Source organism: Streptomyces sp. NPDC051740, assembly GCF_044453165.1.
GTDB classification, from domain to species: domain Bacteria; phylum Actinomycetota; class Actinomycetes; order Streptomycetales; family Streptomycetaceae; genus Streptomyces; species Streptomyces atrovirens.
This window is the reverse complement of sequence record NZ_JBITCL010000012.1, coordinates 126,700-142,654: the sequence shown is the minus strand read 5'-3', so window position 1 is coordinate 142,654 and position 15,955 is coordinate 126,700. Positions and strand designations below refer to the sequence as shown.

At 72.7% G+C, this 15,955-nt stretch carries 17 protein-coding genes; 7 read left to right on the top strand and 10 right to left on the bottom strand.

The window, feature by feature from the left end; all coding sequences use genetic code 11:
• Positions 1–97: 97 nt before the first annotated feature.
• Positions 98–529 (top strand): hypothetical protein, encoded by a 432-nt coding sequence (locus ACIA6T_RS21355; protein ID WP_399448036.1) that lies wholly within the window; start codon positions 98–100, stop codon positions 527–529.
• A gap of 78 nt (positions 530–607) precedes the next feature.
• Here the strand turns inward: ACIA6T_RS21355 and ACIA6T_RS21350 are convergent, their stop codons facing one another.
• The 9 genes from ACIA6T_RS21350 to ACIA6T_RS21310 all read right to left on the bottom strand — a co-directional run bounded on the left by ACIA6T_RS21350 (position 608) and on the right by ACIA6T_RS21310 (position 8,701).
• Positions 608–2,131, bottom strand: coding sequence for a DUF1996 domain-containing protein (locus ACIA6T_RS21350; protein WP_399448035.1), 1,524 nt, complete (start codon positions 2,129–2,131; stop codon positions 608–610).
• A gap of 216 nt (positions 2,132–2,347) precedes the next feature.
• Positions 2,348–3,001 (bottom strand): response regulator, encoded by a 654-nt coding sequence (locus tag ACIA6T_RS21345; RefSeq protein WP_399448034.1) that lies wholly within the window; start codon positions 2,999–3,001, stop codon positions 2,348–2,350.
• On the bottom strand, positions 2,986–4,251 hold the full coding sequence (locus ACIA6T_RS21340) for a sensor histidine kinase (protein WP_399448033.1): 1,266 nt from the start codon (positions 4,249–4,251) through the stop codon (positions 2,986–2,988). Before ACIA6T_RS21340 ends, ACIA6T_RS21345 begins: the two co-directional genes overlap by 16 nt.
• A gap of 68 nt (positions 4,252–4,319) precedes the next feature.
• Positions 4,320–5,330: an SDR family oxidoreductase gene (locus tag ACIA6T_RS21335; RefSeq protein ID WP_399448032.1), complete on the bottom strand. Its 1,011-nt coding sequence runs from the start codon at positions 5,328–5,330 to the stop codon at positions 4,320–4,322.
• A 72-nt stretch (positions 5,331–5,402) separates the two neighbouring features.
• Positions 5,403–5,948, bottom strand: coding sequence for a winged helix-turn-helix domain-containing protein (locus tag ACIA6T_RS21330; protein WP_399448031.1), 546 nt, complete (start codon positions 5,946–5,948; stop codon positions 5,403–5,405).
• 83 nt (positions 5,949–6,031) lie between these two features.
• Positions 6,032–6,229 carry a hypothetical protein gene (locus tag ACIA6T_RS21325; protein ID WP_073935640.1) on the bottom strand — a complete coding sequence of 66 codons (198 nt, stop codon included), beginning with the start codon at positions 6,227–6,229 and terminating at the stop codon, positions 6,032–6,034.
• A gap of 39 nt (positions 6,230–6,268) precedes the next feature.
• Complete coding sequence (gene glnII / locus ACIA6T_RS21320) at positions 6,269–7,297, bottom strand: glutamine synthetase (RefSeq protein ID WP_399448030.1); 1,029 nt, start codon at positions 7,295–7,297, stop codon at positions 6,269–6,271.
• Positions 7,298–7,557: 260 nt separating this feature from the next.
• Positions 7,558–8,232, bottom strand: a complete 675-nt coding sequence (locus ACIA6T_RS21315; RefSeq protein WP_399448029.1) for a hypothetical protein — start codon at positions 8,230–8,232, stop codon at positions 7,558–7,560.
• Positions 8,233–8,341: 109 nt separating this feature from the next.
• Positions 8,342–8,701 carry an ArsC/Spx/MgsR family protein gene (locus ACIA6T_RS21310; RefSeq protein WP_399448028.1) on the bottom strand — a complete coding sequence of 120 codons (360 nt, stop codon included), beginning with the start codon at positions 8,699–8,701 and terminating at the stop codon, positions 8,342–8,344.
• Between the two features lie 232 nt (positions 8,702–8,933).
• On the opposite strand from ACIA6T_RS21310, the gene ACIA6T_RS21305 reads away from it, so the two are divergent.
• The 6 genes from ACIA6T_RS21305 (at position 8,934) to ACIA6T_RS21280 (ending at position 15,307) form a co-directional block, all read left to right on the top strand.
• On the top strand, positions 8,934–9,248 hold the full coding sequence (locus tag ACIA6T_RS21305; protein ID WP_399448027.1) for a hypothetical protein: 315 nt from the start codon (positions 8,934–8,936) through the stop codon (positions 9,246–9,248).
• A gap of 179 nt (positions 9,249–9,427) precedes the next feature.
• Positions 9,428–10,675: a sensor histidine kinase gene (locus ACIA6T_RS21300; RefSeq protein ID WP_399448026.1), complete on the top strand. Its 1,248-nt coding sequence runs from the start codon at positions 9,428–9,430 to the stop codon at positions 10,673–10,675.
• Positions 10,675–11,349: a response regulator gene (locus tag ACIA6T_RS21295; RefSeq protein ID WP_399448025.1), complete on the top strand. Its 675-nt coding sequence runs from the start codon at positions 10,675–10,677 to the stop codon at positions 11,347–11,349. Before ACIA6T_RS21300 ends, ACIA6T_RS21295 begins: the two co-directional genes overlap by 1 nt.
• A 171-nt stretch (positions 11,350–11,520) precedes the next feature.
• On the top strand, positions 11,521–11,979 hold the full coding sequence (locus ACIA6T_RS21290; RefSeq protein ID WP_399448024.1) for a hypothetical protein: 459 nt from the start codon (positions 11,521–11,523) through the stop codon (positions 11,977–11,979).
• 86 nt (positions 11,980–12,065) lie between these two features.
• Complete coding sequence (locus ACIA6T_RS21285) at positions 12,066–12,749, top strand: ABC transporter ATP-binding protein (protein ID WP_399448127.1); 684 nt, start codon at positions 12,066–12,068, stop codon at positions 12,747–12,749.
• On the top strand, positions 12,746–15,307 hold the full coding sequence (locus tag ACIA6T_RS21280) for an FtsX-like permease family protein (protein WP_399448023.1): 2,562 nt from the start codon (positions 12,746–12,748) through the stop codon (positions 15,305–15,307). The genes ACIA6T_RS21285 and ACIA6T_RS21280 overlap by 4 nt, the downstream gene beginning before the upstream one ends.
• Positions 15,308–15,373: 66 nt before the next feature.
• On the opposite strand, the gene ACIA6T_RS21275 is transcribed toward ACIA6T_RS21280, so the two are convergent.
• Entirely contained in the window at positions 15,374–15,952 is a 579-nt protein-coding gene (locus ACIA6T_RS21275; protein ID WP_399448022.1) for a hypothetical protein, read from the bottom strand.
• Positions 15,953–15,955: the final 3 nt, after the last annotated feature.

The following is a 15,955-nucleotide window of genomic DNA, read 5'->3' as shown; positions in this document are numbered from 1 at the left end:
GAATTGAGCGCCGCGGGCGTCACAGCCGTATCGAAGGGCGAGGGCCCCGCGCCGGGGCTCCGTGCGGCATGTCGCCCGCGAGGGACCGGAGGAACACATGAGGCTGACCCGACCGATGCTCGCGCTGGCCGGTGCGGCGGCGGCACTGGCGCTGACCGCCTGCGGATCCGGCGGAGACGCCGAGGACGAGGTGCCGCCCACCGCGACCGGCAGCCTGGAGCACCTGGCCGCCGAGGCGAAGTGCGAGCCGAACATGCAGACCGACGCCGACACCATCCGCCAGGCGCTGTGCGGGAAGGGCGACGAGAAGTACGTCCTCGCCACCTTCGCCACCGACCGGGGCCAGGCCGAATGGCTCAGCACCGCCAAGGACTACGGCGGTTACTACCTCGTCGGCCGCAAGTGGGTGGCCGTCGGCGAGGAGCGGACCGTGACGGCGCTGCGGAGCACGCTCGGCGGGACCATGGAGGAGGGGTCCGAGCACATGAACCCCGGCGGCAGCCACAACCAGGGCGGCCACCACGGCTGACCCCCGGCTCCGGACGGACGAGGAGGCCGGCGGTGGGATCTCCCACCGCCGGCCTCCTCCCGTCACCGGGCTACCGGACTACTGGCAGTCCTGGCCGCTGTTGATGCAGTCGACCATCTCGTTCATCAGGTCCTCGTCGAAGAAGTTGATGAAGTCGTTGTGGTCGGTGATCGGCTTGTGCAGCTGCTCCGGGAAGGAGTCCACCGCGAACGGGTTCACCACCTGTCCGTTCTCGATCCGCGGGGCCGGGATGTTGTCGTAGACCAGGCGGACCTGGAGCTGGGGGATGGCCTGGAAGCCGTTCGAGCAGGTGCCGTCCGCCTCGACGAAGTCGACGTGCGTGCGGTGGTTGGCGCTGTCGATGTTCTGGCCGTCCCAGCAGCTCTGGAAGGCGGACGTCCGGACCACGCCGCTGCCCTCGGGGCAGACCGGGTACTTGTCCGTCACCTGCCGGTCCTCGAAGCCGGTGCAGCTCCAGGAGGTGTTGGCGTTGTTCAGCCCGTTGGTGAAGGACTTGGCGTCACCGGTGATGATGCGCAGCGCCCTCGGCATGGCGACGACGTCGCTCGTCCGGTTGCCGACGAACTTCAGCTCCGCCTCGGTGGGCGCGACGATCTTGCCGACGTTGCCGTCCTGACCGCCGCCCGGCTGGCCCTGGTCGATGTCCTGCGTACCGTCCTGGATGCGCAGGACCGGCCAGAAGTACGACGACCGGTCGCCCTGGTTCTGGCAGGTCGTGTCGCCGTTGGCCAGGTCCTGGTCGCTCGCGAAGGCGGTGTTGGCCTGGTTGCCGACGTAGTCGTGCTGGTGCTGGGCGCCGTTGCTCACGCCGGGGGCGACGATCACGTTGTCCGAGTTGCGCAGCGCGTTCTCGTTGGTGCCGCACACGGTGGTGAAGCTGCCCGTCGAACCGCCGTCGCCGTTCGCGGCCAGACCGTTCGGCAGGTTGCGGGAGTTCGGCTGGACGTCCTCGATCCTGATGAAGTCGTCCGCGACGGGCCCGTTCTGGGCCTGGCCGCCGTTGCCCTGGTCCTGGCCGTTGTCCTGACCGCCGTCGCCCTGGTCCTGACCGCCGTCGCCCTGGTCCTGGCCGTTGTCCTGGTCCTGGCCGCCGCCGTCGTCGTTCCCCGGCTGTTCGACGGGAACGCCCTGGCACTGGGCGAACCGGCCGAGGTCGCGCGGCGCCTTGCCGCCCGCGCGGTTGATGTTGATGCCGATCCGGTCCAGGGTGGCCGTCCGCTTGGACTTCAGCGGTCCGAGGATGGCGTTGTCGACGTAGCTCTCGTCACCCGCCTGGGCCTGGCGCGTCTCCGCGAGGCGCGTGTAGGCGTCCGTGATCTGCCGGTCGAGCAGGGCCAGTTCCTTCGCCACGCCCCTGCGCGCACTCCTCGGCACCTTCGTCAGCTTCTGGCCGACATCGGGGCAGTTGATCGTGGCGACCTGTGTCCCCCTCGACTTCGTCCGGTTGTGGCCTCCGTCCTCGTGCGCCGAGGCATAGAAGTTGGCCCAGACCAGCCCGCCCCCACCGAGCGCCAGGGCCGCCGCCCCGGCTGTCACTTTGGTGGCCAGCGGCATACGGCGTTTTCTTGTGTTGCGTCCCATGGAAATCCTCTTGACCTTCCTTACGGGGGCACCTTTGCGGGGCGTCGAGCGGCCCGGCAGGAGTGAAGCGGCTCCCTTGAGTACGGGAGCCGCCCCACGGGTGTTCACCCGTCCCGGAAATCGGTGGGAGGTCAGTACGGTCACACTGGTTTCAACAGGCCTTGGAGCACCGGGAGTTGCCGATCGCCCACCCGTGGTGAAGGGGTGGGTCCGGTTTCACCGGCCGTGGTCGAGATGGGCGAGAACCGCCAGCACGCGCCGGTTGTCGTCGTCCGAGACCTCAAGGCCCAGTTTGGCGAAGATGTTCGCGGTGTGCTTCGCGATCGCCCGTTCCGTCACCACCAGCCTGGCCGCGATCGCCGCGTTGGTGCGTCCCTGCGCCATCAGCTCCAGCACCTCCAGCTCGCGGGGTGTCAGCCGCGCCAGCGGCCGGTCGTTCCCCGACCGCCGCGCCAGCAACTGCTGGATCACCTGCGGATCCATCGCCGTACCTCCCCGCGCCACCCGTCGTACGGCGTCCACGAACTGCTCCGCGTCGAACACCCGGTCCTTCAGCAGATAGCCCACCCCGCCGCTGCCGTCCGCCAGCAACTCCCGCGCGTACAACTGCTCCACGTGCTGCGAGAGCACCAGCACCGGCAGTCCCGGCCGCCTGCGACGGGCCTCCAGCGCGCACTGCAGCCCCTCGTCGGTGTGCGTCGGCGGCAGCCGTACGTCGACCACGGCGACGTCGGGCTCCTGCTCGGCCAGCGCCCGTGCCAGCTCGGGGCCGGACTCCACGGCCGCCGCGATCTCGAAGTCATGCGCTTCGAGCAGCCGGACGAGTCCGTCGCGCAGCAGGAACAGGTCTTCGGCTAGGACAACGCGCAAGGGATCTCCATGGTGACCATGGTGGGGCCGCCCGCGGGGCTGCTGACGGCCAGGACGCCGTCGAATGTACCCAGTCGCCGCTCCACCCCGGTCAGTCCCGAGCCGGCGCCGACCACCGCGCCGCCCCGCCCGTTGTCGGTGACCGTCACCCGCAGATGGCCGTCGGCGTGGTGCAGGTCGATCCAGACGCGGTCCGCCCCGGAGTGCTTCACCGCGTTGGTGAGCACCTCGCTCACCGCGAAGTACGCCGCCGACTCCACCGGCGCCTCGGCCCGCCCGGACAGCTCCACGTTCACCTCGGTGGCCACCGGCAGCCGCAGCGCCAGCGCCCGCACCGCGTCCCCGAGACCGCGCTCGGCCAGCACCGGCGGGTGGATGCCGCGCACCAGCTCCCGCAGCTCGGTCAGCGCCTCGGCGGAGGACCGCCGGGTCCGCGCCAGCAGGTCACGCGCCTTCGCCGGGTCCTTCTCGATCAGCGCCTCGACCGTCCCCAGGTCCATGCCCATCGCGACCAGCCGTGCCTGCGCCCCGTCGTGCAGATCCCGCTCGATGCGCCGCAGTTCGGCGGCGGAGGTGTCCACGGCGTCCCGCCGGGTCTCGGTCAGCACCCGCACCCGCTCGGTCAGTTCACCCCGGCCCGAGCCGAGGACGGCCCGCGTGAGCAGGAAGTGGACGTGCAGCAGGCGCGGGGTGGAGAAGTGCGCGAGGGACAGCAGGGCGAGGGCGAGGACGCCGGCGCCCAGCGCGGACGTCTGGTCGGAGACCGGCACGAAGCCGTACCAGTACCCGTCGGGCATCACCCGCCACAGACCGACCGCCAGCGCGAACCCCTCCAGGGGGTAGACCAGCAGCACGAACGGCAGCAGCGCGGTGACGAAACCGGCGGTCATGTCGACCGGCAGCCACCGCAGGTCCCGCCAGGTCGCCGGGTCGCCCAGCATCCCGAACGTCCGCCCCCACGGGTTGGCGTCCTTCGGTATCGGCCGGTACGACGGCGGGATCCGCACCCCGCCCCACTCGGCCGCCAGCACCCGCCGCCAGTTCGCGAACGTCCGCACCCCCCGCAGCACGTACGGGGTGGTGACGATGCCGACGCCGATCGGGATCAGCGCGATGGACACCGCGGACAGCACGAAGCACAGCACCGCCCCCGGCAGCGCCACCAGGGCGAGCGCCAGCCCTCGTATCGCGGCGAGCGCGATGCCCCGTCCCCCGGTCCGCCTCTGGCCGTTCTTCGTGTCGGTGGTCATGGCACAAGTCTGGCCGGGCGGGACCGGCGGGGCACTGGGCCGGGCACCCGGCCCGGGGGTGGTGCTGGCTACACCCCTCCGGTGGCCTCCAGCACCTTCGCCTCCACCTCCGGATCGAGCCCCTTGCCGGTCCGGTCCGGGCGCCGGGGCGCGGTGCCGCCGATCTCCCGCAGCCAGGCCCAGGTGTCGGCCACGGTCTCGGCGACCGGGCGGCAGCGCAGCCCCGCCGCGACCGCCCGGGAGACGTCCGCCGAGTGCAGCGCGTCGTGCAGGTCGCTGCCCGGCGGCACCCACACCGGCAACTGCGTCCACGGCTCGATGCCCGCTTCGAGGATCACCTCCGGCGCGGTCCAGCGCAGCTCGGCCGCACCCCCGGTCACCTCGGCGCACGCCTCCAGCAGCCCGCCCATCGTGGTGTGCCCCTGCGGCGACATCAGGTTGTACGGCCCGCTCAGCTCCCGCTGCGCCGCCCCGAGGATCCACTCCGCGAGGTCGCGGACGTCGACGTACTGGAGCGGCAGGTCACGCGGGCCCGGCGCGAGGACCGGCCCGCCGCGCGCCGTCCGGTCCAGCCACCAGGGCAGCCGGCCCACGTTCTCGTACGGCCCGAGGATCAGCCCCGCCCGCACCAGCAGCGACCGGTCCGCGCCGAAGGCGTCCACGGCGGCCAGCTCACCGCCCAGCTTGTCCCGCGCGTAGTCCGTGGGACCGGCGTCGGCGGAGGCGCCCTCCACCACGGGTGCCCGCTCGGTGTATCCGGCGGGCGGGGCCCAGTCGTACACCGAGCAGCTCGACACGTACACGTACCGTCCGGCGCGGCCCCGCAGCAGCCGCGCCGCGTCCCGCACCGCGCGCGGGGCGGCCGACCAGGTGTCGACGACGACGTCCCACTCGCCGGGGTCCTCGTCGAGCGCGGCCAGGCCGTCGACCGCGGTGCGGTCGCCCAGCAGCGTCCGCGCGCCCTGCGGGGCCTCGTGCCGCCCCCGGTGGAAGACGGTCACCTCCCAGCCCCGGCCGAGGGCCGCCTCGACGACGGCCCGGCCCGCGAACTCCGTACCACCCAGCATCAGAAGTCTCATACCGGTGACTCTGCCCGGCCGGGCGGCACGGGGGAACGGGGATCTGCTGTCGGCAGACCGGCCGTACGGGACTCAGCGCCCGGCCGGCGGAACGTACTTGTAGCCGACCCGGCGCACCGTGCGGATCGTGTCCCGGTGTCCGGAGCCCAGTTTGCGGCGCAGCCGGGCGATGTGGACGTCGACGGTACGGCCGTCGCCGACATGGCCGTAGCCCCACACCGTGCCGACCAGGTGGTCCCGGGTGTGCACCCGGTTCGGGTGCGCCACGAGATGGGCGAGCAGTTCGAACTCCAGGTAGGTGAGGTCGAGTTGCCGTCCGTCGACGTGGGCGGTGCGCTGTAGGGGGTCGACGTGGATGAGCGGCTCGTCCTCGGGGTGCCCGGCCGGTTCCGGTACCGCGGCCGGGAACGGCGGCTGCTGGTCGGCGGGGACCAGCACCAGGTAGCCGATCATCGGGGGGCGGCCGGGCAGGACGGGCAGGGCGTTCTGCGGCGCGGGCAGCCAGGTGGCGCCCGGCGGCAGCAGATCCGCCACGGTCACCACCTCGTCCCGGTCGACGGCACGCAGCCGGGGAGGAACGGAAGGGGAGACGGGGGACAGGGAACGGGGGGTCGCCATGAGACGTCAGCTCTTTCGCGCGAAGGGGTCGTCGAGGACGTACGCGGTGCGCGCCGGCCGAAGGCCGGGAGAGGATCCGGGCGTTAGAGGGCCGGCGCGTTCGTCGCGCGACAACACACCCGGTCGAAGTCGTGGTGCTGACGGGAAGGCCAGAACGGTTCCAGGTCACGGCGACCCGTCGCGTCGTACTTCCGGAAGCCGGCCATGCGTCCATTGAAGCAGACACGCGGGGTCCGCAGGAGCCCCCTTCCACCGCTCGGACAACGCGGAGGGGCGCCCACCCCGATCGGTGGACGCCCCTCGTGGACCTGCGGTACGGATCAGACCTGGCCGGCCTTCTCCAGCGCGGTGCAGCACGTGTCGACCAGCAGACGGGTCACCACGTACGGGTCGACGTTGGCGTTCGGACGGCGGTCCTCGATGTAGCCCTTGCCGTCCTTCTCGACCTGCCACGGGATACGGACCGAGGCGCCGCGGTCGGAGACGCCGTAGGAGTACTCGTTCCACGGGGCGGTCTCGTGCAGACCGGTGAGACGGTCGTCGATGCCGGCGCCGTAGTTCTTCACGTGGTCCAGCGGCTTGGAGCCCTCACCGAGCGACTCGCACGCGGTGATGATCGCGTCGTAGCCCTCGCGCATCGCCTTGGTGGAGAAGTTGGTGTGCGCGCCCGCGCCGTTCCAGTCGCCCTTGACCGGCTTGGGGTCGAGGGTGGCGGAGACCTCGAAGTCCTCGGCGGTGCGGTAGAGCAGCCAGCGGGCCACCCACAGCTGGTCGGAGACCTCCAGCGGGGCCAGCGGGCCGACCTGGAACTCCCACTGGCCGGGCATGACCTCGGCGTTGATGCCGGAGATGCCGAGGCCCGCCTTCAGGCAGTTCTCCAGGTGCGCCTCGACGACGTCGCGGCCGAAGATCTCGTCCGAGCCGACACCGCAGTAGTAGCCGCCCTGCGCGGCCGGGAAGCCGCCCTCGGGGAAGCCGAGGGGGCGGGCGCCCTTGAAGAAGGTGTACTCCTGCTCGATGCCGAAGATCGGCTCCTGCGCGGTGAACTTCCCGGCGACCTCGGCCAGCGCGGCACGGGTGTTGGTCTCGTGCGGCGTCATGTCCGTGTTCAGGACCTCGCACAGCACCAGGACGTCGTCACCGCCGCGGATGGGGTCCGGGCAGACGAAGACCGGCTTGAGGACGCAGTCGGAGGCGTGGCCCTTGGCCTGGTTGGTGGAGGAGCCGTCGAAGCCCCAGATCGGCAGCTCCGCGCCCTTGGCGTCGTCGGCCAGGATCTTCGTCTTGGAACGCAGCTTGGCGGTCGGCTCGGTGCCGTCGATCCAGATGTACTCGGCCTTGAAGCTCACGGTCCACATCCTTCTGGGGTGGGTCTGGGCGCTGGTGCGGGTGCTGCGGCGCTGCGGCACTGGGACGCCGCCGTCGATGCCCGCAGCCTGTCAACAGGCGATTTCCCGGCCATTGCCCGAATGTGAACCCCGTGTTACCTGACACCGCTGTGTCCCACCTCACGGTGTGAGCACGCGTGCCCGGTCGCGGGGGACGCGGACGGGCCCGCCGCCCCGGTGGGGGAGCGGCGGGCCCCGGGAATCCGCGACGAACCCGGACCTCACCCCACCTTCTCGATCACCGCGCGGCGGATCAGGAACTTGCCGGCCTCGCGGACCTGCTCGAAGGCCGCGTCGTTGAGCAGCACGCAGCTGCCGGACACCGAGGTGACCTCCACCGTCGTGGACCTGTCGTTGTCCAGGTTGGTGACCTTCAGCTTCGTACCGGCCGGGAACCGGTTGCTGGACGCGGCCGGGGCGCCGTCCTCGCCGGAGAGGGTGACGGTCGACCCGTCGCACACCTGCTCACCGGAGGCCTGCGCCCCCTCTTCCTCCGCCGCGGGTTGCGAGGGGACGGGTTGCGAGGAGACGGGTTGCGAGGGGGCGGGCTGCTGCGGCTGCGCGGCCTGGGAGTCCTGAGCCGACTCCCCCACCGTGCATCCGGACGCCTCCTGCTGGCGCTGGATCTGGCCGATGACCGCCTCGCGGTTGGCGATCCGCGCCTCGGACTGCGCGTCCGGGGCGGCCCGTTGGCCCTCGATGAACTTCTGGTTGTTGCCGAGCGCGGTGGCGAGGCCCTGGCAGACGGTCGAGTCCGCCGCCGACCTGGTGGTGGCCGACGGAGGGGTGGCGTTCGACGTGTTCGCCATGACGAAGGCCCCGCCTCCCGCCACCGTCGCGGCACTGACCAGCAGCGCGAGCTTCTTCTTCGGGCCGGGAGTTCTCCTGCGCGGCATGCGCGCCTCCTGAAGAGGTAGGGGAGCGTACGCCGCTATGTACGAGATACCGAACAGAGTTGCTCAGCGGTTGGACCGGGCAGACGAAGTGGCCTGTGTCACACGGCTGTCAGCGGGAGAGGGCGTCCCGTACGGCGTCCTCCGTGCGGCCCACGACCGCCGTGCCGTCGTCCGCCGTGATGATCGGCCGCTGGATCAGCCCGGGGTGCGAGGCGAGCGCCGCGATCCAGCGGTCCCGTGTACCGGCCTCCCGCGCCCACTCCTCGATTCCCAGTTCCGTCGCGACGGCCTCCTGGGTCCGGGTGATGTCCCACGGCTCCAGTCCGAGCCGCTCCAGCACCGCCCGGATCTCGTCCTCGCCCGGCACGTCCTCCAGGTAGCGGCGGACGGTGTACTCGGCCCCCTCGGCGTCGAGCAGGCTGATGGCGCCGCGGCACTTGGAACAGGCGGGATTGATCCAGATCTCCATGCCGCCCACGGTACGCCGACCCCACTCTGTTCGAATTTTCCGTCCCCGTGCGCGTGTCGGGCGGGACCTGTGTGACGGCACATCAAAACCCGTGCTCACCAGTGCATTTATTGGCTCCGTCAGGTCTGCTGATTGTCAGTGGGGGGCAGTAGACTGGAAGCAGTGTTCGAGGGTGGTGCCGGGGTCGTCGGGGATCCCGGAGGGCCGCCCCGACCGCGACAGGAGGATGCCCGTGCCCGCTGCCGCACTGAAGCCGAAGCCCCTGCCCACCCAGTCCACCGCGAAGCGTCCCGTGCCGCTCGAACTGCCCTGCGCCCCGGTGGAGAAGCACCCGCTCCCGGCGGGCCGCCCGCGCGAGTGGTACGTCACGCACAACCGCCGGCTCAAGGCGATGCGGCTCGCCATCGCCCTGCTCGACTCCGGCGTCTACCTGCCCAGCCAGGCCCGCAACAACAAGATCCGCACCACGGCGGCGCTGATCGGCGTCCACCCGCCGTCGGACACCACGTGCCACATGGTGCGCGCGTACATGCGCTACAACCGCTGAGTTCCGGACCGGTGCCGGGCGGCCTCCGTGTGCGGGGCGCCCGGCACCGGTGCGCCGGGCGCTGAGGCAGTATGGGCGGGTGAGGGCGCTGCCCTCATCCCGAAGTCGCCGCGGTCCGGCGGCACTTGTGCCGGCAGGTCGCGCGGTCGCGGCCCTGCCGGAGGAGAAAGGTACGACGGTTGGCTGAGGAGAGGACGGTCCCGGTCCCGTCGGCCTGGATGACGCCGTCCGGCCGGTACGGACGCGCCGTCGCCCGGGCGTGCGACATCGGCATCGCGCTGGTGGTCCTGGTGGCGGCGGAGTACTACGACGGCGAGTACGACCTGCTCCTGGGCGGGCTGATGGCGCTGTGCCTGCTGGCCCGCAGACGGTTCCCCGGCACGGTGCTGGCGGCCGTCCTGGCGCTGGGCGTCGTCCAGTTCGTCCTGTACGACCTGCCCGAACTGCCGCTGGCGTCGGCGCCCGCCTCGTACGACGTGGCCGTGCTGTTCGCCATGATGTCGGTCGTCCACCACTCCCGGACCACCTGGATGCCGTATCTCGCGGGCGCCGTGGTGCTGCTGGCCACGGCGGCCGGGACGGTGGGGATGCCGGCCCTCGGCATCGAGCCGTTCGTCGAGCCCGAATCGCTCCTGATCTTCTGGGGGCTGACGCTGACGGTCTGGCTGACGGCCTTCGCCCTGCACACACGGCGCCTCTACGCCGAGAGCCAGACGGCCCGCGTCTGGCACGCCGAGCGGGAACAGGAGCAGCGCGTCCGGCTGGCCGCGACCCGGGAGCGGGCCGAGATCGCCCGTGAACTGCACGACGTGGTGGCGCACAGCCTGGCCGTGATGATCCTCCAGGCCGACGGCGCCGAGGCCGTGCTGCGGAAGTCGCCGGACATGGCGGAGTCCGCGCTGAGGACGATCGCCGCCACGGGCCGGGACGCGATCGACGACATGCACCGCATCGTCCGGGTGCTGCGCGAGGGGAACCCGGACCCCGGCGACCCGGACTCCGCCGACGGCGACCCGCCACGGCGCCTGGTCACCCTCGACGAGATCGAGGTCGTCGCCGAACGCGCCCGGGCCGCCGGGCTCACCGTGGACGTGTCGGTCGAGGTCGGCGAGGGACGGCTGTCACCGGCGGAGGAGATGACGGCCTTCCGCATCGTCCAGGAGTGCCTCACCAACGTGCTCCGCCACGCCGGAGCCGGGGCCGGGGTCGACATCCGGCTCCGTGAGGAGCGGGGCACCCTGCTGATCGGTGTGGCCGACGACGGGGCGGGCACCCTCGCCGGCCACGGCGTCGGCGGACGCTCCGGGGGGAACGGACTCGTGGGGATGCGGGAGCGGGTGGAGCTCGCGGGCGGCAGCTTCGAGGCCGGCCCCCGGCTCGGCAGCGGATGGCACGTACGTGCCTCGATTCCGACAAGGACGAAATGATGACGCGGACGGACAGACCGATCAGGGTGGCCGTGGTGGACGACCAGCCGCTGATCCGGGCCGGTTTCTCCATGGTGCTGGCCGGTCAGGACGACATCGAGGTCGTCGGTGAGGCGGAGAACGGGGCGGACGCCCTCGACCTGCTGGAGAAGGTCGAGGCGGACGTCGTCATCATGGACATCCGCATGCCCGTCATGGACGGCATCCAGGCCACGGAGCGGCTGATGCGGCGGGACGACCCGCCCGGCGTGCTGGTGCTGACCACCTTCGACAACGACGAGGACGCGTTCGCGGCCCTGCGCGCCGGAGCCGGCGGCTTCCTGCTGAAGAACGCTCCCGCCACGGAGGTCGTGAACGCCATCCGGGTCCTGGCCGCGGGGGAGTCGGTGGTGGCGCCGCGCATCACCCGGCTGCTCCTCGACCGGGTCTCGGACCGGCTGGCACCGGCGAACGGACAGGCCGAACGGCTGGACGCCCTCACCGCGCGCGAGCGGGACGTGCTCACCCTGGTCGCCCGGGGACTGTCCAACGCCGAGATCGCGGCGGAGCTGTATGTCGCGGGGGCCACGGTGAAGACGCACCTGGGCAACCTCATGGCCAAACTGCACCTGCGGGACCGTGCCCAGGCCGTCGCGTTCGCCTATGAGTCCGGACTGGTCCGTCCCTCCCCCTGAGGGTGCGGAAGCGCCCCCGGGTTCTGCCCCCGGAGGTGCAGGGACCACCCCGTCCGGTGTGCCAGATCCGCCGCCTCCGATCTCGGATCCGTGGCCGATGTCCGGCGGACCGCCGAACTCCAGACTTCTCACTGTCGCCGAACGCGGCCGAGAAGACACCTGGAGGACCCGATGAGCACCACGCCCACCACGCCCGCCACGTCCACCGCCCCCGCCACGAAGAACCGCAAGCGGAACCGTCTCGTCGTCGGCGCGGCCGCGGCCGCGATCGCCGCGGCCCTGGCCGCCGGAGCGGGGTACTGGTGGCTGGACCGCGACGAGCTCAGCCAGGCCTCCGCCGAGGACTGCCGACTGGCGCAGCGCATCATCACCGAGGCCGGGGAGATCTCCACCGGCCCCGCGCCGGACGCGGAGAAGTGGTGGCAGGAGACCGGCGACGAGCGCCGCGCGAAGATGAAGGACGGCTACCTCGGAGCCAAGATCTCCCGGTACGAGGGGTGGGCGCTCGCGACCGCCCAGAAGTCGCCCGAAGCGCCGTCCGCGAAGGACGTGAAGGCCCTCCAGGAGGAGGCGCGGGGACACTGCTCGGACTCCGGCGTCACCCTCACCATGCCGCCGCTCGGCGCCTGACCCGGATCGCGAGAACCGTCCCCATGGCTGTCCACACCGCCGCCCGCGACCGCGCACCGGACGACGTCATCACCGCCACCGACCTGGTGAAGACCTACCGCCAGGGCACCGCCGAGGTACGGGCCCTCGACGAGGTGTCCGTCGGCGTCCGGCGCGCCCGGTTCACCGCCGTCGTCGGCCCCTCCGGGTCGGGCAAGTCGACCCTGATGCACTGCGTCGCCGGACTCGACACCGTCACCTCCGGCAGCATCGTCCTGGACGGGACGGAGATCACCGGACTGTCCGACCGGCAGCTGACCCGGGTGCGCCGGGAGCGGATCGGGTTCGTCTTCCAGTCGTTCAACCTGCTGCCGCAGCTCACGGCGTACGAGAACATCGTGCTGCCCGTCGCCATGTCCGGCGGACGCCCGGACCGCGCCCTGGTGGACCACCTCTGCGAGGTCCTCGGCATCACCCACCGGCTCTCGCACCGCCCCGCCGAGCTGTCCGGGGGCCAGCAGCAGCGGGTCGCCGTGGCCCGGGCGCTGGTGGCCCGGCCGGCCGTGCTCTTCGCCGACGAACCCACCGGCAACCTCGACTCCCGGGCCGGCACCGAAGTCCTCACCCTGCTGCGCCGGTCCGTCGACGACCTCGGCCAGACGGTCGTGATGGTCACCCACGACCCCGCCGCCGCGCGGTACGCGGACCGGGTGCTGACCCTCGCGGACGGACGCGTCGTCGAGGACGAGCACACCGCCCCCGCCACCGATGTCATGGGGAGGCGGCGATGAGCACCCCGTGGCGCGCGACCGTCCTGGGCTCCCAGGTGGCGGAACTCCTGCGGCGGCCCGGACGGTTCACGGCGACCGGACTGTCGCTGCTGATCGCGGCGTTCGTCGTCTTCGGGACCGTCATGGCCCAGCAGATCATCACCGCGACCGTCGTCGAGAGGTTCCGCGGCACACCCGAAGCGGTGTCGCTGGTGGTCACGCCCGGCGACGGGGAGGACATCGACGAGGACCGCCTGAGCGAGATCCTGAAGACGCCCGGAGTCACCGAGGCCGTCGGCCGGCTCGACGGCGGCAGCCCGCTGGACGGCAGCGCCGTCGAACGCTACCTCGCCCTGTCCGCGGACCCCGGCACCGGCGCCCTGGCGGAAGTCCGGCTGCTCGACGGCACGTACCCCTCCGGTCCGGGCCGCCTCGCCGTCGACACGCGGGCCGCGCGGGAGTACGGTCTCGCTCCGGGATCGTCGCTCACCCTGCTGCGGCCCGAACCCGACGGCGAGGGCACCCGACGGGTGACGGTCGAGGTCAGCGGCATCGTCCGCGGCACCGCCACGGACGACGCGGAGCCCACCGGGTACGCCCCCGGCCCCCAGCTCGGCGAACTGCTCGGCGTGCCGGGCTACTCCCGCATCGACGTCCGCACCGGCACCGCGTCCTCCGCGTCCGGCTCCGTGGATCCGGCGGAACGGATCCGGCGGGCGGTGCCCGGAGCGCGGGTGCGGTCCGGGGACGAGGTGCGGGAGGAGGAGGCCCGCGAGGCGGTGGCGGAGGCGAAGGACACCCTGGAGCTGGTCACCGTCTTCCTCGCCGTCGCCGTCGGCGCGGCCGTCCTCGTCGCGACCTCCACCTTCCGCATCGTCTTCGCACGGCGCGTACGCCAGCTGGCGCTGCTGCGCGCCATCGGGGCGACCCCGCGACGGCTCGCCGCCGCGCTCGTCGCCGAAGGGGCGGTGGTCGGCCTGCTGGCCGGCGCGACCGGTGTGCTGTCGGCCTGGGGCTGCGGGCGGCTCGTCCCCCCGGTCGCCGGGCGGTTCGGGCACGACCTGTCCGCCCCCTCCCACCTTCCGCCGGCGGAGGCCGTCCTCACCGTTCTCGGCACCGGCCTCCTCGCGGTCCTGGCGGTCCTGGCCCCGTCCCTGAGCGCCTCGCGGGTCTCCCCGCTGCAGGCCCTGCGCAGCGCGGCGTCCGGGGAGGGCGCGGCGAGCGGGACCGGCCGGACCCTGCTGGGCCTGCTGTGCGCGGCGGGCGCCGCGCTCCTCGCCCGGCGGCAGTACGGCGGGCTGCCCCAGCCGGGTGACACGGAGTTCGACCGGTTCGCGGCGCTGACCGTCGTGGTGCTCTCGGGCGGGCTGGCCTTCCTGGCCCTGATCGCCCTCGGCCCCCGTCTGGTCCGGCCGGTGCTGTCGGCCGTCGCCGTGCCCCTGCGCCGCACCGGTGCGGCCGGCCGGCTCGCGGTCGCGGGCGTCGGGGGCGCGCCGGGCAGGGCGGCCTCGGTCTCGGTCGTCGTGGCCCTCGGCGCCTGCCTGGTCGGCTCGACCCTGACCTGCCTCGCCTCCCTGAACGCCTACGAGCGCTACCGGCAGGCGGTGGAGGCACCCGCCGACTTCCACCTGTACCCACGGGACGGCGAGACGCTGGACCGGTCGCTGGCCGCCGATCTCGCCTCGCACCCCGAACTCGCCGACGTGACCGCGTTCCGTACGGCGGAGGTCGTCGAGGGCGCCCGCGGCGCGACCGTCTCCGACCTCGACCTCGGCACCGTCCGCTCCGGCGTGGGCCTGACCGCCCGCACCGGCTCCCTCGACCACCTCGGACCCGCCCACGTCGTCGTGGACGCCGACCACGCCCACCGGCTCGGCGTCCGGGCGGGCGACCGGGTGACGCTGGAGTTCGAGGGCCGCCCCGTTCACCTCACCGTGGCGGCGACGCTGCCCGGAGCCGGCCCCTACGGGGGGAACTTCTTCGTCCCCGCCGCGGACCTCACCCGTATGGGAGCGGACGCCGCACCCACCACGGTCACCGCCGACGCCTCGCGGGACGGCGCCCAGGGGCGGATACGCGCACAGCGGGCCATCACCGACACGCTGACCGGCCCGGAGCGCGGCGACGGCCGCGTCATCGCCGAGGACCCGGCCGCACAGGCCGGCGAGTCGGACGACCTGCGGACGATGGCCACGACAGTGATCATGGTCCTGGGGCTGACCGTCCTGGTGGCGGTCGTCGGAGTCGCGACCACGGCGAGTCTCACCGTCGTCGAACGGGGGCGTGAGTTCGGGCTGCTGCGGGCCCTGGGGCTCAGCGGGGCGGCCGTGCACCGCATGGTCACGGTGGAGTGCGCGCTCTACGGCGTACTGGGCGGGGTCCTCGGTCTGGCCCTCGGCATGCCGTACTCCTGGCTGGTGGTCCGGGTCGCCGAGACGAGTGCCCCGTTCAGCGTGCCGGCCGGGGAACTCGCGGCGGTCTTCGCCGCCCTCGTCCTGGTGACCGCCGCCGCGGGCACGGTGCCCGCCCTCCGCGCCTCCCGTACCTCACCGACGGTCGCCGTCGCACAGGACGAGTAGCGGCAGCGCGTGCCGCCGGGCGCCCGGCCGGCTGTCGCGGGCGTCCGGGGGAGCGACGGGCCGGCCCTACAGCCCCGGCGCGCCCCACACGGGGAACCAGCGGCCCAGGTCCCCCTCGACGGGCAGCTCTCCGGTGAGTACCGCCCGTATCCGCAGCTCCAGCGCGTTGTCCCGCCGCTGCCGATCGCCGGGCAGCGGGGCGAAGGGGTAGAACGTGCCGCGTTTGTAGAGGTAGACCAGCGCGAGCCGCCGCCCGTCGTCGTCGCGGAAACCGGCCAGCGAGCAGAGCAGCTGCGGGCCGAAGCCGTTGGCCTCCATGGCGCTGTTCACCGCGTGCACGTCGTTCACCAGGAGCGGCAGCTCGTCGGGGGAGCGGTGGGAGACGAGCCAGGAGTAGCCGTAGGAGTCGCGGCTCAGCTCCACCGGGGCCCGGCCGGCGTCCGCGTCCAGCAGGGCGCGCACCTCGCGGTGCGTCTGCTCGAAGGCCGCGCCCTCGACCGTCGCGAAGCAGACCGCGCCCTGACCGGTCGCCCTGAAGCCGGCCGCGGCCTCCAGGCTCACCGCCGCCGACGGCAGCGCGAAGAGCCGGTCGAGATCCGGCCCCACGGCCCTGGACCGGCCGAACAGGACGTCCAGCAGCCCCATGGC